At 63.6% G+C, this 22,723-nt stretch carries 19 protein-coding genes; 15 read left to right on the top strand and 4 right to left on the bottom strand.

All coding sequences use genetic code 11. The annotated features are described in order from the left end of the window. Positions 1–8 precede the first annotated feature (8 nt). Complete coding sequence (locus tag JKL46_RS28510) at positions 9–1,475, bottom strand: ABC transporter substrate-binding protein (protein WP_201839954.1); 1,467 nt, start codon at positions 1,473–1,475, stop codon at positions 9–11. A 128-nt stretch (positions 1,476–1,603) separates the two neighbouring features. Between JKL46_RS28510 and JKL46_RS28505 the strand changes: the two genes are divergently transcribed. Then, entirely contained in the window at positions 1,604–2,653 is a 1,050-nt protein-coding gene (locus JKL46_RS28505; RefSeq protein WP_201839945.1) for a LacI family DNA-binding transcriptional regulator, read from the top strand. Positions 2,654–2,696: 43 nt separating this feature from the next. Here JKL46_RS28505 and JKL46_RS28500 read toward each other — a convergent pair whose 3' ends face one another. Then, positions 2,697–4,565: a TRAP transporter large permease gene (locus JKL46_RS28500; RefSeq protein WP_201839942.1), complete on the bottom strand. Its 1,869-nt coding sequence runs from the start codon at positions 4,563–4,565 to the stop codon at positions 2,697–2,699. 62 nt (positions 4,566–4,627) lie between these two features. Then, complete coding sequence (locus JKL46_RS28495; RefSeq protein ID WP_201839939.1) at positions 4,628–5,680, bottom strand: LacI family DNA-binding transcriptional regulator; 1,053 nt, start codon at positions 5,678–5,680, stop codon at positions 4,628–4,630. Between the two features lie 106 nt (positions 5,681–5,786). On the opposite strand from JKL46_RS28495, the gene JKL46_RS28490 reads away from it, so the two are divergent. From JKL46_RS28490 to JKL46_RS28475, 4 genes are all read left to right on the top strand, one after another. Beyond that, positions 5,787–6,803 carry a TRAP transporter substrate-binding protein gene (locus JKL46_RS28490; protein WP_201839936.1) on the top strand — a complete coding sequence of 339 codons (1,017 nt, stop codon included), beginning with the start codon at positions 5,787–5,789 and terminating at the stop codon, positions 6,801–6,803. A gap of 94 nt (positions 6,804–6,897) precedes the next feature. Next, positions 6,898–7,437, top strand: a complete 540-nt coding sequence (locus tag JKL46_RS28485) for a VOC family protein (RefSeq protein ID WP_201839933.1) — start codon at positions 6,898–6,900, stop codon at positions 7,435–7,437. An 8-nt stretch (positions 7,438–7,445) separates the two neighbouring features. Next, positions 7,446–8,711, top strand: coding sequence for a RuBisCO large subunit C-terminal-like domain-containing protein (locus JKL46_RS28480; RefSeq protein WP_201839930.1), 1,266 nt, complete (start codon positions 7,446–7,448; stop codon positions 8,709–8,711). Positions 8,712–8,727: 16 nt separating this feature from the next. Then, positions 8,728–10,014 carry a four-carbon acid sugar kinase family protein gene (locus JKL46_RS28475; protein WP_343074142.1) on the top strand — a complete coding sequence of 429 codons (1,287 nt, stop codon included), beginning with the start codon at positions 8,728–8,730 and terminating at the stop codon, positions 10,012–10,014. Positions 10,015–10,039: 25 nt separating this feature from the next. On the opposite strand, the gene JKL46_RS28470 is transcribed toward JKL46_RS28475, so the two are convergent. Beyond that, positions 10,040–11,095: a LacI family DNA-binding transcriptional regulator gene (locus JKL46_RS28470; RefSeq protein ID WP_201839924.1), complete on the bottom strand. Its 1,056-nt coding sequence runs from the start codon at positions 11,093–11,095 to the stop codon at positions 10,040–10,042. Between the two features lie 287 nt (positions 11,096–11,382). Between JKL46_RS28470 and JKL46_RS28465 the strand changes: the two genes are divergently transcribed. From JKL46_RS28465 to JKL46_RS28420, 10 genes are all read left to right on the top strand, one after another. Beyond that, positions 11,383–12,456, top strand: a complete 1,074-nt coding sequence (locus tag JKL46_RS28465; protein WP_201839921.1) for an ABC transporter ATP-binding protein — start codon at positions 11,383–11,385, stop codon at positions 12,454–12,456. A 62-nt stretch (positions 12,457–12,518) separates the two neighbouring features. Next, the gene (locus tag JKL46_RS28460; RefSeq protein ID WP_201839919.1) at positions 12,519–13,775 is read left to right on the top strand and encodes an ABC transporter substrate-binding protein; all 1,257 of its coding nucleotides are present in this window, start codon (positions 12,519–12,521) and stop codon (positions 13,773–13,775) included. Positions 13,776–13,849: 74 nt separating this feature from the next. Then, complete coding sequence (locus JKL46_RS28455) at positions 13,850–14,788, top strand: carbohydrate ABC transporter permease (protein WP_201839918.1); 939 nt, start codon at positions 13,850–13,852, stop codon at positions 14,786–14,788. Between the two features lie 5 nt (positions 14,789–14,793). Beyond that, positions 14,794–15,645 carry a carbohydrate ABC transporter permease gene (locus JKL46_RS28450; RefSeq protein WP_201839912.1) on the top strand — a complete coding sequence of 284 codons (852 nt, stop codon included), beginning with the start codon at positions 14,794–14,796 and terminating at the stop codon, positions 15,643–15,645. Positions 15,646–15,657: 12 nt separating this feature from the next. Next, positions 15,658–17,391, top strand: a complete 1,734-nt coding sequence (gene araD / locus JKL46_RS28445; protein WP_201839909.1) for an L-arabinonate dehydratase — start codon at positions 15,658–15,660, stop codon at positions 17,389–17,391. Positions 17,392–17,400: 9 nt separating this feature from the next. After that, positions 17,401–18,207 (top strand): HpcH/HpaI aldolase family protein, encoded by an 807-nt coding sequence (locus JKL46_RS28440; RefSeq protein WP_201839906.1) that lies wholly within the window; start codon positions 17,401–17,403, stop codon positions 18,205–18,207. Between the two features lies 1 nt (position 18,208). Beyond that, positions 18,209–19,090, top strand: a complete 882-nt coding sequence (locus tag JKL46_RS28435) for an SMP-30/gluconolactonase/LRE family protein (RefSeq protein WP_201839903.1) — start codon at positions 18,209–18,211, stop codon at positions 19,088–19,090. 12 nt (positions 19,091–19,102) lie between these two features. After that, positions 19,103–19,864, top strand: coding sequence for an SDR family NAD(P)-dependent oxidoreductase (locus tag JKL46_RS28430; protein ID WP_201839901.1), 762 nt, complete (start codon positions 19,103–19,105; stop codon positions 19,862–19,864). 9 nt (positions 19,865–19,873) lie between these two features. Beyond that, the gene (locus tag JKL46_RS28425; RefSeq protein ID WP_201839898.1) at positions 19,874–21,877 is read left to right on the top strand and encodes an alpha-glucosidase; all 2,004 of its coding nucleotides are present in this window, start codon (positions 19,874–19,876) and stop codon (positions 21,875–21,877) included. Between the two features lie 3 nt (positions 21,878–21,880). Beyond that, the gene (locus tag JKL46_RS28420) at positions 21,881–22,651 is read left to right on the top strand and encodes a sulfite exporter TauE/SafE family protein (protein WP_201839892.1); all 771 of its coding nucleotides are present in this window, start codon (positions 21,881–21,883) and stop codon (positions 22,649–22,651) included. Positions 22,652–22,723: the final 72 nt, after the last annotated feature.

Below are 22,723 nucleotides of genomic sequence, written 5' to 3'. Positions count from 1 at the left end.
GGATGGCCTCAAGTCTTGTAGTGGCTGGCCGTGTAGTCTTCCCCCTGCTTCCAGTTGGGGAAAACCCAATCGTCGAGGCTGACCTGGACGCCCTTGTCCTTGACCACCTTGATGGCGCGGTCCCGTTCCGCAGTCAGCTTGTCCGCATATTGCTGCAGCGTTGCCTTCACGTTGGAGACCGCCCCGCCCATAGCGCCCTGGACGATCTCGCCGACGCCCGGCGTCACCGGCTTCATCTCGGCATAGACCTGGGCCACGTTCGGATTCTTGATCAGTGGCTCTGGTGCAAGGCGAACGACTTTCTTGAAGCCTTCCACCACCGTCTTGTAGGTCGGGTGCACATTGGCGCGGTCGACCGCGCTCAGGTCGAGCGGCGGCTGGTCCATGCGCTCGGCGAGGCCGACATAGTAAGCGTCGGTCGTGAAGAGCTGCAGGATCTTGGTGGCGATGGCCGGATCCTCGCACTGGCTCGAGATCCAGAACTCGCCGCTTGGCGGTGTATGATAGGTGAAAGCGGGCTGGCCGGACGAAGGCAGCGGGATCGATGCGGCGCCCAGCGTATCGAGCACTTGGGCGAAGCTGCCTTTGACCACGCCGCTGTTCCACGGACCGTCGAAGAACATGCCTGCTTCTCCGGCAGCCCAGCGGGCACGGCCCTGCCTGGCGTCGAGGGAGGACGAGGCCGGATGCAGGCTGCCGTCGCGTTGGAAGGAGAGGAGGAACTCGACCGCCTGGACGAACGGCTCCGAGCCGAAGGGATAGGCACCGGTCCGCCAGTCGAAGCGGCCGGGTGCGCCTGCAACCTGCGCCAGATCAAGCACGTGATTTGCCATGCGGTTGGTAAATTGCAGCGGCAGAATGAGGCCGTATGTCCGCCCCTTCGTCATGGCCTGAGCAGCCTTGCGCATCTCGTCCCAGGTCTTCGGACCCGCGGCCGGATCGATGCCGGCCTGCTCCATGAAGGGCTTCGTCCACCACAGGCTGGTCTCATGCTGGCGGAAGCTGAAGATTGGAAAGCTGTAGGCCTTACCGTTGAAGACGGTCATGCCCTCGAGCAGAGCCTCCTTGAGAAACGGCGTATCCGCGTTGAAGCTGGCATCGAGCGGCGAAAACCATCCTGCCTTCGAAAGCTGGTTGGTGACGCTCAGATCGGAGGTCAGGATGGAGTGGATGTCGGGCGCGCGCTTGCTGCGGAAGGCAAGCTGCAGGGCCTGCATCATGTCGGCCGGATTCATCTGGGTGTAGGCGATCTTCACACCCGGGTTCTTGGCGGAGAACTCCTCCCAGATCTTTTGATGCAGCGGCACGAGCGGGGCGAACTGATCCCACCATTCGATGGTCTTGGCGGCCTGTGCGAAGGCCGGGCCTCCTGCCGCGCCGACGGCTCCGGCCGCGACAGTTCCGTAGAGGAATGCGCGGCGGGTGAGGTCCGGCCCGAGAGCGGCCGGTGAAACTGGCTTCAGGTCTTCGGTCATCGGCGTTCCTCCAATTGCGGTTCCCTGATCGGGCCGCTAATGTGTTTTAGTTATTTTTTTAGCAGAATATGTGTGGTGGTCAGACCTGGCAAGGGCGAAAGTGAATATTGTTAAGGTGGTGGGGACGGATGGCGCGCCGGACGGATAAAACGCTGAAGGTGGACAGGCGCCCGACCATGGCGGATGTGGCGAAGTCGGCCGGCGTCTCGCAGGCGACCGTCTCTCTCGTCATGAACGGCGTAGGGGATGTCCGCATATCCGCCGCTACACGGCTTCGTGTGCTCGCCGCAGCGGATGAGCTCGGTTACCGTATCGGCAGGCGCGTTGTCTCGGGCAGTTCGCTGCGGTCGATCATCATGCTCCTCGACGAAGTATCGACGAACCCGCTGGCTGCCGCCGACATTCTCGGCGCACGCGAGGTCGCCTGGCAGAACGAGTGCATTCTCACCGTCATCACCACGCGTGGGGATCCCGCAATCGAGGAGGCTGCGCTCGACCTCCTGCTCGCTCAGCCAACGGCGGGGGTCATCTATGCGGCGACCGCGACGCGGCAGGTCAATCCGCCCGAACGCCTGCGCGCCATTCCGACGGTTCTCCTGAACTGCCGCACGGCGGACGGGCGAATGCCGGCCGTGCTGCCGGGCCATGCCGATGGCGCACGCACGGCGACCGAGGCGCTGCTCGAGGCAGGGCATCGACGCATCGCCTTCATCAACGGCGAGGCCTATATGCTGGCGGCCCGCGAACGCTTGCGCGGCTATCGCGAGGCCCTCGTGGCCTGGAACGTGCCGTTCGATGCCACGCTTGTCAGGCCGGGCAATTGGCTGCTCAGCGATGCCTACGACCAGACGCGGGCGCTCATGGCGCTCGATCAGCCGCCGACCGCGATCTTCTGCGCGAGCGACCGCATGGCGCTCGGCGCCTACGAGGCTTTAAGGGAAATCGGCCTGCGCATCCCCGAGGATGTTTCCGTCGTCGGATTCGACGACGATTCCTTCGCGCGCTATCTGCCGCCGCCGCTCACCACCGTTCTCGTCCCGCACGAGGAAATGGGCCGCTGGGCCGTCGAGCACCTGCTGTCTCTCACCGAGGCAAGCGCTCCGGGGAAGAAGCACAGGCCCGTCACGCTCGAATGCCCGCTCGTGGAACGCAACTCCATCGGAACGATCCAGGTCTGACGCAACAGCATCGTGCCGCCGCAGGGCGGCGGCACGTGATTGCTTAGAGATAGGCGATCGACAAAGCCGGGATCATGGCGATGACGAGAAGGCCGACGAAGAGTGCGCCGATATAGGGCCAGATCGCGCCCATGGCCTCGTCCGGCGAGACGTTGCCGATCTTGCACGCAATGTAGAAGCCAATGCCGATGGGCGGTGCCATCAGGCCCACATTCATGGCGGTGACGACCACCATGGAATAATGGATGTCGTTGATGCCGAGATTCTTGGCGATCGGGAACATGATCGGCGCCATCAGCACGATGGCAGGAAGTCCTTCGAGCACGCAGCCGAGTACCATGAAGACTGCGGTCGTCACCAGCATGTAGGTGACCCAGCCGCCCGGAAGGTCGGTGACCAGCGCCGCCATCTTGAAGGCGAAGCCGGTCTGCGTCAGCGCCCAGGCCATGGCCGAAGCCGTGCCAAGGATGACGAGGATCGCACCCGAGAGGGCCGCCGTCTCGACGAGCATGTCGTAGATCTTAGCCGGCCGGATGCCGCCATAGAGCACCATGCCGATGATCATGGCGTAGAGCACGGCGATGGTGGACACTTCCGTCGCCGTCGCGACGCCGCCGCCGACCGCGCTGCGGATCAGGAAGGGCAGCACGAGCGCCGGGGCTGCGACCGCCAGCGCCTTGCCGACAGCACTCAAGGGGGCCCGCCGGATCCCGTCCATCACCTCGCGGCGCGCCTTCCAGCGCGCGAGGATGGCGAGGCCGACGAGCAGCACCATGGCGATGACGAAACCGGAGGTGAACAGGCCCGCGATGGAGACGCCGGCGACCGAGCCTAGCACGATCAGCACGATGGAGGGTGGCACCGTATCCGCCATGGCGGCGCCGGTCGCCAGCAGCGCGATCATCTCCTTCGGCTTATGGCCGCGCCGCTTCATTTCCGGAAAGAGTGCCGGTGCGACGGTCGCCATGTCCGACACCTTGGAGCCGGAAATGCCCGAGACGAGGAAGAGCGAGCCGAGAAGCACATAGGACATGCCCGCCTTCACGTGACCGAGCAGCGAAGCGAGAAACTCGACGATGGCCCTGCCCATACCTGTGGCGTCGAGAATGCAGCCGAGCAGAACGAAGATCGGAACCGAGAGCAGGATGAGGCTCGACATGCCCTCGTCGATGCGCCCGATCATCACCATGGTCGGAACGGAGCTGGTGAAGGTGAGGAAGGTGAGTGCGCCGAGGCCGAAGCAGAAGGCGATTGGCACGCCGATGGCGAGGAAGAACGCAACGAAGCCGACGAGGAAGATCAGGATGTTGATATGTCCGAGGGAGGGCAGGGAAGGAGAGACAAGCCATAGCAGCGCGCCAGCCGCAGCGATCACGACCGTCGCTGCGACGATTTCCGTGGGCTTGGCGGCACGCGCCGTCTCCCTGAGCGCCAGAAGCGCCATCAGGCCGATACCGACCGGAAGCGCGGCGACGCGCCAGCTCATGGGAATATTGAGCGCAGCCGAGGTGATGTAGGATTCCTCGATCACGTAATCGATGGCTGGCCACAGCATGCCGAGCAGAAAGACCGCGACGAGAAGCGGTCCCAATGCAGCAAAGAAGCCGCGCAGTTTTTTCGGAAACATGTGCAGGAACAGGGTCAGGCGAAGATGTTCGTTGCGGTCGATGGCGATGACGGCGCCGAGCATGGCGAGCCAGAGGAAGCAGAAGGCGGCCGCCTCATCGATCCACACGATTGGAAGTGAGAGAACATAGCGCGACGTTACGCCCATCAGGAGCAGGCCGATGATCGCCACCAGGATGGCGGAGGCAATCATCTCGATGGGCTTGAGGAACGACGACCCGCTCTTGAGGCCGGTCGGCATGTCCTCGATTTCGCCGACGGCGATGCTCTCTGTTGCCATGGTCATTGTCTCCTCCGTCTCCAGAATGTCTCTGCAATTTTGTTCTTCGTTGATGTGAATATGCGCCGTCAGGGCAGATTTTCCCGGAAGACGACTTCGACCCGCATGGGGTCGGGCGGGCTGAACTTGTGCCCTTCGCGCAGGTCGCGGAACAGGGCTGCGCATTTCGCGATGGTGTCTTCCGCGCTCTGGGTGATGACGGCATCCATCGTACCGTCGAGAAGGAACTCGCGAGTGTCGCTCGTCAGCCCGTGGCCGACGAAGACCACATTTTTCTCGCGTCGCGCATCTTTCAGCGCGCGGCCGATACCGGAGGCTCCGCCGCCGATATTGTAGATGCCGTCGAGATCGGGATGGTGGGAGAGGAGCGCTCGCATCTGGCGGTAGTTGAGCCCCTCGTCGTCATGTCCCTCGCGCAGGCCGACTACCTCGATGTCGGGGTAAAGCTCCTGCAGGATGTCGAGAAAGCCCATCTCGCGCTCGCCATGGGCGCGGTAGCTGAGGCTGCCTGCAATCATCGCAACCTTCGCGGGACGTCTGCTGATGAAGCGTGCGAGAAGATAGCCCGCCATGCGCCCGGCGGCGCGGTTGTCGAGACCGAAATAGGCGGTGCGCGTCGGACTCGCCACATCGGAGATCAGCGTCACGACCGGCGTGCCTGCGGCCGTGATGCGGTTTACGGCCTCGCGCACCATGGGGTGCTCGATGGCCATGAAGGCAATGCCGTCCGCATGCTTGGCGTGACGGTGCAGCGTCTTCGCGAGCAGGTCGGGATTGAAGCTGGCGATATACTCGACATTGGGCTTGATCGAGAAGCGCTCGAGCTGCGGCGCCATCTCGTTGATCATGCGGCCGAGCATGGTGATGTAGCGGTTGGTGCCTTGGGGAAGGATGAACGAGATCTGCGCGAGCGGGCGCACGTCCCGGATCCGCTCGTCACTCTCGTCCACATAGCCGAGTTCCGCCGCGGCCTTCATGACCCGCTTGACCGTCGCTGCCTTCACGCCCTGCCGGCCATTGAGAACACGGTCGACGGTGGCGGTCGAGACATCGGCGAGCCGCGCGATGTCCACGATGGTGGCGCGTCGGTTGAGGGTAGCGTTGTCGAAGAGAATGCTCATGTTGTTACATCAAAATCCATCAAAATTTTGATTTGACCGCATCATTGATATGACTGATTTTTCCATTCGGAAAGAGCAAAACCATCTTTTCGGGAGAAATTACGCCATGACCATCAGCCGCAGGACGCTTCTCAAAGGCATCGGAGCTGCTCCGGCCGCCGTCAGCCTCTTTTCGATCCCGCGCTACGCTCACGCTGCCGAGATCACGCTGCGGTACGGCAACAACCTGCCGCTGAGCCATCCGCTCAACATTCGCGCCAAGGAGGCCGCCGACCGGATCGCGAAGGAGACGAACGGCCGCGTCGAGATGCTGATCTTCCCCGCCAATCAGCTCGGCGGCGACACGGATATGCTCTCCCAGGTGCGTAACGGTGCGCTCACCTTCTTCACGCCCTCGGCGCTGGTGATCGCGACCCTGGTGCCCGTCGCCGCGATCAACGCGGTCGGCTTCGCGTTCAAGGACTATAACCAAGTCTGGGCCGCCATGGATGGTCCGGTCGGCGCCTTCGTGCGCAAGGCGATCGCCGATTCCCGGCTGCATGCGCTCGAGACCATGTGGGACAACGGCTTCCGCCAGATGACGACGAGCGGCGCGCCGATCAAGAGCGCGGACTCGATGAAGGGCCTGAAGATCCGCGTTCCGGTGAGCCCGATCAGCATCTCCATGTTCTCCGGCCTCGGCGCCGCGCCGGCGAGCCTGCAGTTCAGCGAGGTCTACACCGCCCTGCAGACCAAGGTGGTCGATGCGCAGGAAAACCCGCTGCCGATCATCCAGGTGGCGAAGCTCTACGAGGTGCAGGCCTCCTGCGCGCTCACGAACCATATCTGGGACGGCTACTGGTTCATCGCCAACGGCCGTCAATGGTCCGGCATGCCGGCGGATGTGCAGGAGATCGTCTCCCGCGCCATCAACGAGGCGGGCTTGAAGCAGCGCGAGGACATCAAGACGCTCAACGATTCCGTGCAGGCAGATCTTCAGAGCAAGGGACTGGCCTTCAACCAATGCGACACGGACAGCTTCCGTGGGAAGCTGCGCGAGGCCGGCTTCTACAAGGAATGGAAGCAGAAGTTCGGCCCCGAAGCTTGGGGCCATCTCGAGAGCGTGGTCGGCACGCTCGCCTGATGAATGTCGCGGGATCCGGCGAATCGCACCGGATCCCTTCTTTCCCCAGGCGCGGTTCAGGACGCCGCGCCTTCATCAAAGCTGCAGGTAGGATATGAGCCGGTTTCTCGGAGAGATCAGGCAGGCGGGCTACGTTGTCGACGACATCGAGGCCGCCATGGATTATTGGTCACGCGTTCTCGGCGTCGGCCCGTTCTTCTACAAGGAGCAGGTGCCGATCGTGAACTACACCTATCGGGGCGAGAGCTACCGGCCGCATAACTCAGTGGCGCTCGCCAATTCTGGTCCACTGCAGATCGAGCTGATTCAAACCCGCAACGATGCGCCTTCCATGTATCGCGACTTCAAGCAGGCCGGCCATCGCGGCCTGCAGCATGTCGCCTACTGGACCGAGACTTACGATGCGGATCTCGAACGGTTGATGAAGCAGGGCTTCGTCCCCGTGATGAGCGGCGAGGTCGGCGAGCGCGGCCGCTTCGTCTATTTCGATACAGAGTACCATCCTGGCACCGTGATCGAGCTCTCCGAGGTGGCGGGGCCGAAAGGCAAGATGTTCCAGCTCATCAGGGAGGCCTCGGAAGGCTGGGACGGGCGCGATCCCGTCCGCCCGTTCCCTGATCTCTCCCAGCTCTGAGACCCGTCATGTCGGATGCGCATTACGAGGCGACCTACCTGATCGAAACGCCTCTGCCGCTGGAAAACGTGGCCGAGGTCATGGCTGGCGAGCAATCCTGCGGAACCTTCACCCGCGTCGAGGGCGAAACAGACGAGTTGCGCGAGCGGGCGCGCGCGAAGGTCGTCGCAATCAGGGACCTGGGTGAGGTCGCGCAGCCCTCGATCCGCAGCGCTTGGCTCGACCGCAAGGAGGTGTCCGCTCCCTCTCGCCGCGGCGAGGTGGTGGTGCGCTTTCCGGTAGTGAATGTCGGCGTCAATCTCGCGACGCTCGCGGCGACCGTGGCCGGCAATCTTTTTGACCTCGGCGAAGTGACCGGCCTTCGACTCGAGGCCCTTAAGCTGCCCGGCTCCTACCGGAAGGCTTACGCATTGCCCAGGCAGGGCATTGCGGGAACGCGCCGCCTGACCGGTGTGGCTCACGGCGCGCTCGTCGGCTCGATCATCAAGCCGAATGTCGGCCTGCGTGCCGACGAGATCGCGTCTTTGGTCGAGCGCCTCTGCGTCGCCGGGCTCGATTTCATCAAGGATGACGAGATCGCCGCCAACCCAGTCCATGCGCCCCTGTCGGCTCGCATCCCCGCCGTCATGGCTGCGGTGCGCCGACATCGGGATCGGACCGGCAAGCATGTCATGGTCGCTTTCAACATCACCGACGAGACGGATGCCATGCGCAGGCATGCGGATCTGGTGGCGAAGGAGGGCGGAAGCTGTGTCATGGCGAGCTTGAACTGGTGCGGCTTCTCCGCCATCGAGACCCTCCGGCGCAGCACCGATCTCGTGATCCACGGCCATCGCAACGGTTACGGCGCATTCTCGCGTCATCCCGCGCTCGGCATCGGCTTCCAGGCCTATCAGACACTCTGGCGTCTGGCAGGCGTCGACCACATGCATGTGCACGGCCTTAGCGGAAAGTTCGCGCAGGCGGACGAAGAAGTGGTGGACAGCGCGAAGGATTGCCTGACGGCGCTTTGCGATGCGGATGACCGCGTCATGCCTGCGTTTTCGTCGGGCCAGTGGGCCGGAACCGTGGAGCAGACTTTTTGCGCGGTGAACACGTCCGATCTTCTCTTCATGGCGGGCGGCGGCATCATGGCTCATCCCGGCGGGCCGAGCGAGGGCGTTGCCAGCATCCGCGAGGCTTGGCGGGCCGTTGAGGCCGGTAAGAGCATCGACGATGCCCGCCTGCGCAGCCGCGCGCTCGCTGACGCCTTCGCCTTCTTCGCGAAGCCTTAGCAACAGGGAGGCCGCCGTGACGCCGCCCTATGGCTGGTACGGAGACGATTTCACGGGTGCGACGGATACGCTCGCAACCCTGGCGCGGCGCGGCCGCCGTGCCTTTCTCTTCCTGCGCGTGCCGGAACCGCAGCAGCTGGCGCAGGTCGGAGAACTGGAGGCCGTAGGCATTGCAGGCGCGGCACGTGCGATGTCGCCTGACGAGATGCGGGAAGAACTCTTGCCGGTCGGCGAATTCTTCCGCGATCTCGGCGTCCGCCTCCTGCATTACAAATGCTGCTCGACCTTCGACAGCGCGCCGGAGCGCGGAAACATCGCGATGGCGGCCGCAACCTTGCGTGACTATGTGGCGCATGAAACCATTGCCATCGTCGGCGGTCAGCCCTCGCTCGGCCGGTATTGCGCCTTTTCCAATCTCTTCGCGACCTTCGGCACAGATGGCGATGTCTTCCGTCTCGATCGTCACCCGACCATGAGCAGGCATCCGGCAACGCCGATGAGCGAGGCCGACCTGCGGCGCCATCTCGCCGCTCTTGGAATGCAGGATGTCGGATCGATTCACTGGCCTCTGCTGGCCGGTGATCCGGAGGCCGTTGCCTCGGAATGGCGGCGCTTGTCGACAACGCCGTCCGCAGTGCTGCTCGACGCGCTCGATCCGCAGCATGTGGATGCGATCGGCTGCCTGCTCCGGAACGAGAGCCAGCAACGATCCCTGCTCGCGATCGGGCCGAGCAGCGTCGCGCAGGCCTTCTTCGAGGAGCAAGAACCGGTAGCGAGCCCGTCACCGGATGCGGTGGATGGGCCTGTCCTCGCCTTCGTAGGAAGCCTTTCGCCGACGACGAGGGCGCAGATCGAGGCGGCGCGATCCTACAAACGCCTTTCCGTAAATGCTACTAGCCTCCTGGCGAGCGCCGATGCACGTGAGCGGATCGTTGCGATGGCGGCCGCTATGCTGGCCGAGGGCGAGCACGTCATGGTCTCGACAGTTCCCGAGACGGGCGGTGCCCCTCATGCCGCGGCGGCCAATCTCGCTGAGGTGAGTGCTGCACTCGTCGATGCCATCCTGCGGCGGCATCCGGTGCGGCGATTGGCGATTGCCGGCGGCGATACCTCGAGCCGGATCGTCAGCCATCTCGGCTATTGGGGGCTCGGTTATCACAGTCAGATCAGCAACGGCGTCGCCGTCAGCTTGGCGCGCAGCGACGATCCATCGAGGGATGGCATGCTCGTGATGCTCAAAGGCGGACAGATGGGCCAAGAGCGGCTGTTCGAGACCTTTCTGGAGACCGGCGCGCTGCAATGAGTGGGCTTTAGCACCAGACGTTGCTTTAGGTGCTCCGCCGCTCGATCAGGACATGCCCCGTGTCGATGATGCGCGCGTCACCCTCGGGCCGCTCGCCGTGGATGCTGCTGAGAATCAGCCGGGCAACCTCCTTCCCGATCAGATCGCCCGAGGGACGGATGGTCGTCAGCGAAGGAATGCATGAGGCGCTGAAGTCAAGATCACCGAAACCGACCAGTGCGATGTCGTCCGGGACCGTGATGCCTTGGCGCTGGCATTCGAAGAGGGCGCCCAGGGCGATCAGATCGTTCGAGCAGGCGATGCCATCGAGCTTGGGGATCTGCTGAAGAGCGCGGTTCAGCAGGAGAGAACCAGCCTCGACCGTCGCGGCGCCGGGATGATTGATGACTTCGCATGACAGGATCTCGCCCGCGCGCGCCGTCTCGGCAAAGCCGCTGGCGCGTTTCGCAGCACGGTGATCCTCCTGCATGCGCGCGCCGATGAAGGTGAGCGAACGGCGGTTCTTCGACAGAAGATGCCGGGCGGCGGATGCGCCGACCTGCGGGTGCGAAAAACCGACCGCCATGTCGATCGGCCTTGCGCCGAGCTCCCACATCTCGACGACGGGCACGCCGCTCGCCTGCAGGAGCTTGCGAGTCTCGGTGCTGTGCGACAGCCCTGTCAGCACGACGGCAGCGGGAGCCCAGGACAGGGCCGTGCGGACCAGGGCCTCCTCCTGATCCTCGCCGTATTCGCTGTGGCCGAGAAGCACCTGGAGGCCTTCGGTCGCGAGTTCGGACTGGAGGGTCGAGACGGTTTCGGCGAAGAAGGCGTTTCGGATCGAGGGCACGATGATGCTGACGACCTTTGAGGACGCCGCCGCCAATCCTCCTGCAACCAGATTCGGAACATAGCCCAGTGTCGAGATGGCGCGGGCGATCTCCTGCCCCGCCGCAGGGGAGACGGCCGCAGGCTTGCGCAGGTAGAGCGACACCGTGGATGGGGACACCGCGGCAAGCTTGGCCACATCCATCATCGTGACGCGCTGCATCTTGCGCCGCTTCCGGGTGCCACGAGGCTGCAGGCTGCTATCGGCGTCCATCAGTATTTCCTCAATTTAATAGCGCTACGATAGGTGGTGCTTTTCACCATAGGACAGCTACTGCTGCCACGAAAGCAAAAAAAGCCAATAATTCAGTCTATTTTCCTTCCGTAACGGCCATTCTAGCCCCTAAGAGCGGGAACTTGCCAAACTTTAGAAATGCTCTTGCATGCGGATCATCGTAGCGCTATGATGGGCCATCAAGTCAAATTTACCTGGGGCCACTCAGGAAGCATCAGCGCAGGTGCGCGAAGGCTCGGGCGCGCCGCAAAGCACAGGGAGGGAGCATGTCGTCAGTCAGCTTCCGTAAGCTTGAGAAGAATTATGGTGCGCTTCGGATCGTGAAGGGCATCGACCTGGAAATCGCGGACCGGGAATTCGTCGTGCTGGTCGGACCCTCCGGCTGCGGCAAGTCGACGACCCTGCGCATGCTGGCCGGGCTGGAGAGCATCAGCGACGGTGAGATCCGTATCGGCGAGAGGGTAGTGAACAAGCTGCCGCCGCGCGAGCGCGACATAGCCATGGTGTTCCAGGATTACGCTCTCTATCCGCACAAGACCGTCTACGACAACATGGCTTTCAGCCTGAAGGTGCGCGGTGTCCCCGCTCCCGAGATCAAGACCCGCATCGCCCAGGCGGCGGATATGCTGGGGATCGGGCAGCTTCTGGAGCGCAAGCCGAGCCAGCTTTCCGGCGGTCAGCGCCAGCGCGTCGCCATGGGCCGCGCCATTGTGCGCCGTCCCCAGGTCTTCCTCTTCGACGAGCCGCTCTCCAACCTCGATGCCAAGCTGCGCGGCCAGGTGCGCACCGAGATCAAGCGTCTGCATCAGGCCATCGGCACGACGATCATCTACGTGACCCACGATCAGGTTGAGGCGATGACCCTCGCCGACCGCATCGTGATCCTCAAGGGCGGCGAGATCGAGCAGGTCGGGGCCCCGGACGAGGTCTACAACAACCCGGCCAGCGTTTTCGTCGGCGGCTTCATCGGCTCGCCGGCCATGAACTTCGCGAAGGGCACGATCCGCAACGGGGCGGTGGTGTTCGAGGGCGGCAACAGCATCCCGCTTCAGGGCCATTCCGCCGGACGCAACCTCGGCCAGGACGGTCGCGATGTGATCGTCGGCATCCGCCCCGAGCATTTCGTGCCGGCGGGCGAGGGGCATGCTCTTTCCGGTCGCGTGCAGGTCGTCGAGCCGCTGGGCTCGGACACGCTCATCCATTTCGCGCTCGGCTCGGCCACGCTGACGGCGCGTGTGTCGCCGGATATGCGTCCGAGCCCCGGCGAAACCTTGTCCATCGGTGTCGATCCTTCCCGGGTCCACCTGTTCGATGCGGCAACGGAACGGGCTCTCGCTTGAGGGCCTGATCAACAAGGGATGCTGGCAAGGAACCGGCATCGCCAAGTCTCACGGAGGAAACGATGACCTTGAACAAGACCATGAAGCTGCTTCTGGCCGGTGTGGCCGTCACCCTGTCGACATCCGCCGCCATGGCGCAGACGAACCTTCGCGTGTTCGTCTCCAGCCAGCATCGTCCGGATGTCTGGCGCAAGGCCTTCGACATGTACGAGGCCAAGAACCCCAATGTGAAGGTGACCATCGAGACCGGCGGCAACACGTCCGAGGCACAGGCGCAATATCTCAACACCGTCATGACGGCGAAGGATTCCTCCCTCGATGTCATGATCCTCGACGTGATCCGCCCGGCGCAATATGCAGCGGCCGGCTGGACGGTACCGTTCAATGACGTGCTCGGCGATGCCAATGCCGCTATGAAGCGTTACCTTCCGGCCTATGCCGAGGCGAACACCGTCGACGGCAAGGTCGTGGCGCTGCCGGCCTTCGCCGATGCCATGTTCCTCTACTATCGCAAGGACCTGCTTGAGAAGCACGGCGTTCAGCCGCCGCAGACCTGGGACGAGCTTGCCGCCGCCGCCAAGAAGGTGACAGCGGCCGAGAAGGATGCGAACCTGCAGGGCCTCTCCTTCCAGGGCAAGGCGATCGAGGGCGCGGTCTGCACGTTCCTGCTGCCCTATTGGAGCATGGGCAAGCAGCTCGTTTCCGACGGCAAGCTGTCCTTCGACAAGGATGCGGCGGTGAAGTCGCTCAAGCTGTGGAAAGACTTCGTCGATCAGGGCGTCGCGAAGAAGAACATCGCGGAAGTCGCCACCGACGACACGCGTAAGGAATTCCAGGCCGGCAACGTGCTCTTCGCCGTCAACTGGTCCTATGCCTGGGGGCAGTTCCAGGGTGGTGAATCCGCCGTGAAGGACAAGGTCGGCGTCGTGAAGCTTCCAGCCGTGCAGGGCGGCCAGCCGGCCTCCTGCCTCGGCGGCTGGGAATGGGGCGTGTCGGCCTATTCCAACAACAAGACCGAGGCGCAGAAGCTCGTGCAGTACCTGTCGAGCCCAGAGACCTCGGAGTTCATGGCGATCAATGCGTCCCTGCTTCCGCAATTCCCGGATGTCTACACGGACCAGGATGTGACCAAGGCCGTGCCGTGGTTCGCCAGCGCCCGCCCGGTGGTGGAGACCGCGAAGGCGCGGCCGGTGACGCCACGCTACAACGAGGTGAGCGACATCATCCGCACGACGGTCAACGCGGTCCTGGCCGGCCAGTCGACGCCTGAGGAAGGCGCCACGCAGATGGAAGGTCGCCTGCGCCGCGTTCTGCGCTAACCGCACTACGAAACGACGGGATGGGCGCGCTCATGCGTCCATCTCCCAACATTGCAACGGGCAGGATCATGACGATGGCGACCGCCAGCGAAACGACCTTGGTGAGGGCGCATAACGAGAGCGCTACGAAATGGTGGACGCGGTTCCTCGATCCGAGCGAACGCACCCTGGCCGTGCTGCTGCTTCTGCCCACAGCCTTGCTGCTGTCGCTCATCATCGTCTATCCGGTCTGCCGTCTGGTCTGGACCAGCTTCCAGAATCTCTCTCTGACTTCGGGTGCGCCTGCGACCTTCGCCGGGATTGAGAACTACGCCCTCATGCTGGAGGATCCGGTATTCTGGGAAACGACCTGGAATACGGTTCTCATCACGCTCATCACGGTTCCGGGCGCGTTGCTCGTCGGCATGGCGCTCGCATTGATGGCGAACCTGCCGTTCAAGAGGAAGTGGCCCGTGCGCCTCTCGCTTCTGATTCCATGGGCTCTGCCTCTGGCATTTGCGGGCCTGATCTTCGCGTGGTTCTTCCATTCCGAATACGGTGTCGTGAACGACGTGCTGCGCCGTCTCGGCTTCGAGGGCGTGATCTGGTTCAACTCGGCCAAATGGGCCTTTGCTGCGATCTGCCTGACGATCATCTGGAAGACGTCGTCCTTCATGGCGCTGATCATCCTTGCCGGCCTCCAGACCATCCCGCGCTCGCTCTATGAGGCGGCGGAGGTGGACGGGGCAGGGCGCCTCCGGCAGTTCTTCGAGATCACGCTGCCGTTGCTCAAGCCCTCTATCGTCGTCGCGCTGATCTTTCGCACCATCACGGCGCTGCAGACCTTCGACATTCCCTTCACCATGACACGCGGCGGTCCGGGCACTTCCACCGCGACTCTTGCCATGTACATCCACCAGAACACCGTCGACTTCCTCGATCTCGGCTACGGCTCGGCGCTCGCCGTGGTCATGTTCGCTCTCTCCATGGGTGTGACGGCGGTCTATCTGCGCATGATCCGGGCCAAGGGGTGACAGCCATGAGCCATGAAACGACCACCAACCGCTCGCTGCTCTCCGGCAAGCCACTGCGCATCCTCATCGGCTTCATCCTGGTTGTGAACGGGATGTTCCCGGCCTTGTGGATCCTGTTCACGTCGCTTAAGACGGAGGCCGAGCTGACGGCAAAGCCGATCACCTGGCTGCCGCACGCGCCGACGATGGCGAATTATCTGCGCGCCTTCACCGACCAGCCCCTGCTGCTGTTCCTGTTCAACAGCTTCATGGTCGCGATCCTGTCCACCGCGCTGACGCTTTTCATATCCGTCCTGGCGGCCTATGCACTGGCACGGCTCCAGATCCGCGGGCGTGACCTGATCCTGTCGGCAATCATCGCAGTGTCTACCTTTCCGCTGGTCACCCTGCTCGTGCCGCTCTTCGAGATCATGCGCGCGCTCGGGCTGCTCAACACCTGGATTGCGCTGATCCTGCCCTATACGGTTCTGAGCCTTCCAGTCTGCACGCTGATCCTGGTCTCGTTCTTCGAGGGCATTCCGCGCGATCTCGAGAATTCGGCCATGATCGACGGCTGCACGCGCCTAGGGGCTCTGTTCAAGGTCGTGGTGCCGCTGGCGGCGCCGGGCGTCTTCACGGCGGGCATCCTTGCCTTCGTCAACTCCTGGGACGAGTTCCTGCTCGCGCTTTCGTTCAACTCCAACCCGATGCTGCGCACGCTTCCCGTCGGCATCACGCTCTACCAGGGCGAGTTCGCGTTCCCCTGGCCCGTGATTTCGGCAGCGCTTGTCGTCGGCATCGTGCCCGTCGCCGTCCTGATCGTGATCTTCCAGGAGCGCGTCGTGTCCGGCCTGACCTCCGGCGGCATCAAGGGATAGAGGATTTTTGAGATGACACGCCGAACGATCGGTGAGCTGCGGAGCCAGCGCTGGTACGCCTCCGACGACATGCGCGGCTTTGCGCATCGCCAACGCACCCAGCAGATGGGCCTTCGCCGGGAAGAGTTTCTCGAAAAGCCGGTCGTCGCCATCATCAACACCTGGAGTGACCTGAGTCCCTGCCACTCGCATCTGCGCGACCGCGCGGAGGCGGTGAAGCGCGGCGTCTGGCAGGCTGGCGGCTACCCGGTGGAACTACCGGCCCTCTCGGTCGGCGAGGTGATGGTGAAGCCCACCACGATGCTCTACCGCAATTTCCTCGCGATGGAGGTGGAGGAACTCCTGCGCTCGCATCCCATCGACGGGGCGGTGCTGCTCGGAGGCTGCGACAAGTCCACGCCCGGACTGCTGATGGGCGCGATCAGCATGGATATCCCGGTGATCTATTGCCCGGCCGGCCCCATGTCGAACGGCCAGTGGCGCGGCCAGAAGACGGGAGCGGGCACGCATACCAAGAAATACTGGGACGAGCTTCGCGCCGGCAATATCACGCAAGCCGACTGGGTCGATCTGGAAAGCCGGATGACCCGCTCCATCGGCACCTGCAACACCATGGGCACGGCCTCGACCATGACGTCGATTGTCGATGCCATGGGCCTGACACTTCCCGGCGCATCGTCGATCCCGGCGGCCGACAGCGGCCATCCGCGCATGGCCTCGGCCTGCGGCGAGCGCATCGTGAAGATGATCTGGGAGGATTGGAAGCCATCCCGCTTCCTCGATGCAAGCAGCTTCCGCAACGGTCTTGTTGCCTACATGGCGCTCGGCGGCTCGACCAATGCGGCGGTGCATCTCATCGCCATGGCGCGTCGCGCCGGCATCGATCTGACCCTCGACGACATGTCGGACATGGCGGGCAAGGTGCCGGTCTGCGCCAATCTCTTCCCCTCCGGCGAATACCTGATGGAAGATTTCTACTTCGCGGGCGGATTGCCGGCCTTGCTCAAGAAGCTGAAGCGGCATCTCGATCCGGAAGCGATGACCGTGAACGGGAAGACGCTGGGCGAGAACATCGCCGGGGCGGAATGCTGGAACGACGAGGTCATCCGGGGTGAAGACAATCCTGTCGTGCCGCTTTCGCGCGGCAAGACCCTGGCTGTCCTTCGTGGCAACCTCGCTCCCAACGGCGCCGTCATGAAATCCTCGGCGGCCAATCTGAAGTTTCTCAAGCATGTCGGGCCGGCGCTCGTCTTCGACAGCCCGGCCGAGATGAACAAGACCATCGACGATCCCGATCTCGACATCGCCGAGGATACGGTGATCGTTCTCCGCAATGCTGGCCCGGTCGGCGCGCCGGGCATGCCGGAATGGGGCAACCTGCCGATCCCGAAGAAGCTTCTCAAGCAGGGCGTGCGCGACATGGTCCGCATCTGCGACGGACGCATGAGCGGGACCCATTACGGTACGTGCATTCTGCACGTTGCGCCCGAGGCCGCTGTGGGCGGTCCCCTCGGTCTCCTCAAGACTGGAGATCTCGTGGAGCTCGACGTGGCGGCCGGACGCCTCGACATGAGGGTCGACGAGGCCGAGCTGGAGCGCCGCCGCGCCGCATGGAAGCCGACAGCGCATATCTACGGGCGCTCCTTCGCCGCGCTCTACCAGCGCCATGTCTCGCAGGCTGACGAGGGCTGCGACTTCGATTTCCTGAGCACGCCCGACCCGGTGGTCGAGCCGTCAATTTTCTAAGGGCACGCCATGATCGACATCGAGAACCGCTTCAAGAGCTGGCTGAACGGCGAGGGGCCGCGCTCACCGCTTGGAACATGGCTCATGGCAGCAGCTCCAGCGACGGCAGAGGCGATGGGGTACAGCGGCTTCGACTTCCTGGTCGTCGATATGGAGCATGTGCCGATCGAGGTATCGGATCTCGCCCACATCCTGCGCGCCATCGGCTGCACGCCGGCGGACGCGGTCGTCCGCCTCGCCTGGAACGACCAGGTGCTCGTGAAGCGTGTGCTAGACGCCGGCGCCCAGACGATCATGGTGCCCTTCGTCCAGACGGCGGAGGAGGCCCGGCAGGCGGTCTCCTTCGCGAAGTATCCACCGGAGGGTGTGCGCGGCGTCGCCGCCGTTCATCGCGGCTCCCGTTTCGGGCGAGCGGCGGATTATCTCAAGCGCGCCAATGATCAGGTGGCGGTGATCGTCCAGCTCGAGACGCCGGAGGCGATCGAGCGTCTGCCGGAGATCGCGGCGGTTCCCGGCGTCGATGCGCTGTTCGTGGGGCCGGGCGATCTCGCCGCCGCCATGGGGCATATCGGCAATATCGCGCATCCCGATGTCCAGGCGCTGATCGAGAAGGCGGCCGGGATGGCGCACGACGCCGGCAAGCCGGTCGGCATCGTCGGCCCCAATCCGGACATGGTGCGTCGCTTCATCGGCTACGGCTACAGCTATGTGGCGGTGGCGTCCGATATCGCCATGATGACGAGCCGCGCGTCGGAATGGCTCGGCGCCCTGCGCGATCAGCCCGTTCCCGTGAGTGCTCCGGCTGCGGCCTATTGAGATGTCGCTGACCGTCGCCCTCGATGTCCGTGCTGAGCTCGGCGAATGCCCGATCTGGGATGCCGACGAGCAGGTGCTTTGTTTCGTCGACATCAAGGGCAAGGCGCTTCATCGCTACCGGCCGGCGACAGGGGAGCACGTCGTCACGGCGATGCCCGAAGAGATCGGCTGCATCGGATTCCGGAAAGGCGGCGGCTTCATTGCAGGTTTCCGCTCGGGCCTTTGGCTGCTTGATGCGCAAGGCAATCGCGAGACGAAGCTCGCGGACAACCCCGAGGACCAGCGCAGCAGCCGTTTCAACGACGGACGCGTCGATCCGGCAGGCCGCTTCCTGGCAGGTACCATCGACGAGCCGAAAGATGGCGGCAAGGCGCATCTCTACCGCTACGACCGACGTGGCCTCGCAACGCTCGCGGGCGGTCTTCTTACATCGAACGGAGTCGCCTTCTCGCCCGACGGGCGCAAGCTCTATCATTCCGATACGCCGACCTTCACGGTGTGGCGCTACGCCTATGATCCTGCCAGCGGCAAGGCGATGGACAAGACGCTTTTCGTGCGTCTCGAACCGACCGACACCGACCGCGGGCGCCCAGACGGGGCGGCGGTGGATGCTGAAGGCTGCTACTGGACGGCCTTGTTCGAAGGCGGACGCATTCAGCGCTATGCACCGGATGGCACTCTGCTGGCGGAATTTGCCGTGCCGGCCCGATGCCCGACCATGGTCTGCTTCGGCGGGCCCGACCGGAAGACGCTGTACGTAACTTCCGCCCGCACGGGCCGTTCCGAAAACGAGCTTGCGGCCTTGCCCCATTCGGGCAGCCTGTTCGCGATGCCCGTCGATGTGCCCGGCCTGCCCGAAACCTCTTTCGATCCATCCGTTTAAGGCCTTATCGCCATGTCCGACTACACAAGCGTTCGATACCGGTCTCTCGAGAACCGATCCGTCGCGATCACGGGCGGTGCATCCGGAATCGGCGAGGAGATGGTGAAGGCTTTTGTGGCTCAGGGCGCGCGGGTTTCCTTCATCGATATCGCAATGGATGCCGGGCTTGCTCTGGCGAGCACAACCGGTGCCGCGTTCCACGCCTGCGATGTCACCGATATTCCCGCGCTCCGTGCGGTGCTGGCGAAGATCGAGGCTGAACACGGCGGCGTGGACATTCTCGTCAACAATGCCGGCAAGGACGACCGGCACGACATGAGCGAGGTGGAGCCAGATTACTGGCACCGCGCACTCGCTCTCAATCTCGATCACCAGTTCTTCGCGACGCAGGCCGTGGTCAAGGGCATGGCGGAACGGGGTGCCGGATCGGTGATCATGCTCGGCTCGATCTCCTGGATGCGCGGCCGTCCCGGCATGGTCGGATACACGACCGCGAAGGCCGCGATCAACGGCATGACCCGCACGCTCGCCCGCGAGCTCGGGTCCTCGGGCATCCGGGTGAACTGCATCGTGCCCGGTGCGATTCTGACGGAGCGCCAGCAGAAGCTTTGGCTCACCCCGGAATTGAACCAGCAGTTCCTCGATCTGCAGGCGCTGAAGTTCCGGCTCGACTCCAGCCATGTTGCCAGGATGGCCCTCTTCGTTGGATCGGACGAGAGCGGGGGCTGCACGGGTGCGAATTTCATGGTCGATGCCGGCCTGACCCAGAACTGAGAGAAATCCATGCCGATCCAGACCACAGCCAACGGCTTCGATCTCGTTCTCGACGGGAAGATCCTCCTGCGCCACCGCAGCGATGCGCCATGCCTCTTCGTCGGGCAGGGCGACGCGCGCATGGACATGTATCGCGGCAATTTCGACATCGAAGATTACGTCGTCGAGCGCACGCCGCTCGCCCATGCGGTCGTGTCCGGCTCCGACATCGCCTTTTCCTCAGCTCCGGGGCAACCGGTCCGGCTGATCCTTCAGGTATCGGGAGGTGACAGCGACGTCGCTATTGCCTTCCGGGCAGAGGATGCGTCCCTCAACCGGATCTGGCTTCGCGTGCCTGCCGAGCAGGGCGAGCATGTCTGGGGCGGCGGCGAGCAGATGTCGTATTTCGATATGCGCGGCCGCCGCTTCCCGCTCTGGACCTCGGAGCCGGGTGTCGGCCGCGACAAGACGACGGAGATCACCTTCAAGTCGGATGTCACCGGCAAGTCGGGTGGCGATTACTGGAACACCAATTATCCGCAGCCGACCTATCTCTCCTCGCGGCGCTATGCATTGCATGTGGAGACCACAGCCTATTCGGCCTTCGATTTCCGGAAAGGCGACTTCCACGAAGTGGAGATCTGGGCCGTCCCGGAGCGTATCGATTTCACGTCGCGACCGACCTTCATCGCTCTCGTCGAGGCTATGTCCGAGCGCTTCGGGCGCCAGCCGCCGCTGCCTGACTGGGTTTACAATGGTGCAATCATCGGTCTGAAGGACGGGGCGACGTCGTTCGACCGCCTTGAGACAATTTTGGCCGCAGGCACGAAGGTCTCGGGCCTCTGGTGCGAGGATTGGGTGGGCCTGCGCCACACCTCTTTCGGAGCGCGCCTGTTTTGGGACTGGAAGGCGAACGATGATCGCTATCCCGGCCTGCGCCAGCGCATCGCGGAACTGGAGGATCGCGGCATCCGCTTCCTCGGCTACGTCAATCCCTATCTCGCCGTCGACGGCTCGCTTTTTCCGGAAGCCGACGCAGCCGGCTATTTCGCGAAAGACGAGAAGGGTAACACGGCGCTCGTCGATTTCGGCGAATTCGATTGCGGTGTCGTCGATTTCACCAATCCGGATGCCGCGGCCTGGTTCGCCGAACGGGTGATCGGCCAGAACATGCTGGACTTCGGCCTCTCCGGCTGGATGGCCGATTTCGGAGAATACCTGCCGATCGACGTCAAGCTTGCCATTGGCATCGATGCAAAGTTGATGCACAACGCATGGCCGACGCTCTGGGCCGAGGTGAACGCACGCGCGGTGGAAAGCCGGGGCAAGACCGGCGAGGCGTTGTTCTTCATGCGGGCCGGCTTCACCGGCGTTCAGAAGCATTGCCCCCTGCTGTGGGGCGGAGACCAGTCGGTCGATTTTACTCGCCACGACGGGCTCGTGACGGTGATCTCGGGTGCACTGTCGTCGGGCCTTCTCGGCAACGCCTATCACCATTCGGACATCGGCGGCTATACCAGCCTCTTCGGCAATGTCCGCACGGCGGAACTGATCATGCGCTGGGCCGAGATGGGAGCATTCACGCCCGTCATGCGAACCCATGAGGGCAACCGGCCGCGCGAGAACCTACAGATCGATCAGGACCCTCAGGTGCTTGCGCATTTCGCACGGATGACGCAAATCTACGTGCATCTCGCGCCCTACCTGAAATCTCTCGTGGCAGAAGCTTCCACGCGGGGGATCCCGGTGCAGCGGCCTTTGTTCCTTCATTTCGAGGACGATGCCCGAACCTATGCCATTCAGGATGCCTATCTCTACGGTCCCGATCTGCTCGTCGCTCCCGTCTGGCAGGCCGGAAAGACGGAATGGACGACCTATCTTCCGGAAGGCGCAAACTGGATCCATGTGTGGTCGGCCGAGACATTTTCCGGCGGGCGTGAGGTAACGGTGCCTGCACCATTCGGCCAGCCGCCGGTCTTCTATCGCGAGGGCTCGAAATTCGCCGAGCTGCTTGCAGGCCTGAGGCACCTATAGGCAATGTCGTCCGCTGAACTCATCGGCTTTCTCTTGCTGGCAGGTGCGGCTGCCTATGCGCAGACCTTAACAGGCTTCGCCTTCGGCCTGATCACTATGGGCGGTGTCGGCTTGATCGGCCTGCTGCCGCTTCCGGATGCCGCGATGATCGTGAGCGTGCTGACGCTGACGAATGCGGCGCAGATGCTCCTGAAGGGCTGGCGTGATGTGGCCTGGCGCGAATTCGCTTTTGTGATGGCCGCGAGCATTCCGATGGTGTTCGTCGGATACTGGCTGCTCGAATGGCTTGCCGGCACGCAGGCCGATCTCCTGCGGCTGATCCTCGGGCTCGTGATCATCATCTCGAGCCTGCAGCTGCTCCGAAGGCCCGAACCGCTGGCGAAGCAATCGAGCGACGGTTCTTTTGTCGCCGTCGGTGCCATCGCCGGGCTGATGGGAGGAATGTTCTCGACTGCCGGTCCGCCGCTCGTCTACCATTTCTATCGCCAGCCGATGGCCATGGCGACGGTGCGCGAAACGCTCGTCACCGTCTTCGCACTGAATGCGGTCTTCCGCATCGGGCTTGTGGTGCTGTCCGGAAATCTGCCGTCCGGATCGACGCTGACGGGCCTTTTCGCGATTCTGGTCGTCCTCGGCATGACTTATGCCGCGCGCCGCTGGCCGCCTCCGATCGCGGCAACCACCATGCGGCGCATCGTCTTCGTCCTTCTCTTCCTGTCGGGCGTGTCCCTTGGAGCACCCGCCGTCGCACATCTATTTGGAGGTTTATCATGACCGCGCAGTTGCAGCCTGTTGAGCGCCGCGTTGTTGATCTGCGGGATCCGTCGCTGCTGGTGGAGAAGGCCT

The sequence above is a fragment of the Microvirga zambiensis WSM3693 genome (assembly GCF_016735695.1).
Lineage (GTDB): Bacteria > Pseudomonadota > Alphaproteobacteria > Rhizobiales > Beijerinckiaceae > Microvirga > Microvirga zambiensis.
This window is presented reverse-complemented; position numbering and strand designations above follow the sequence as displayed.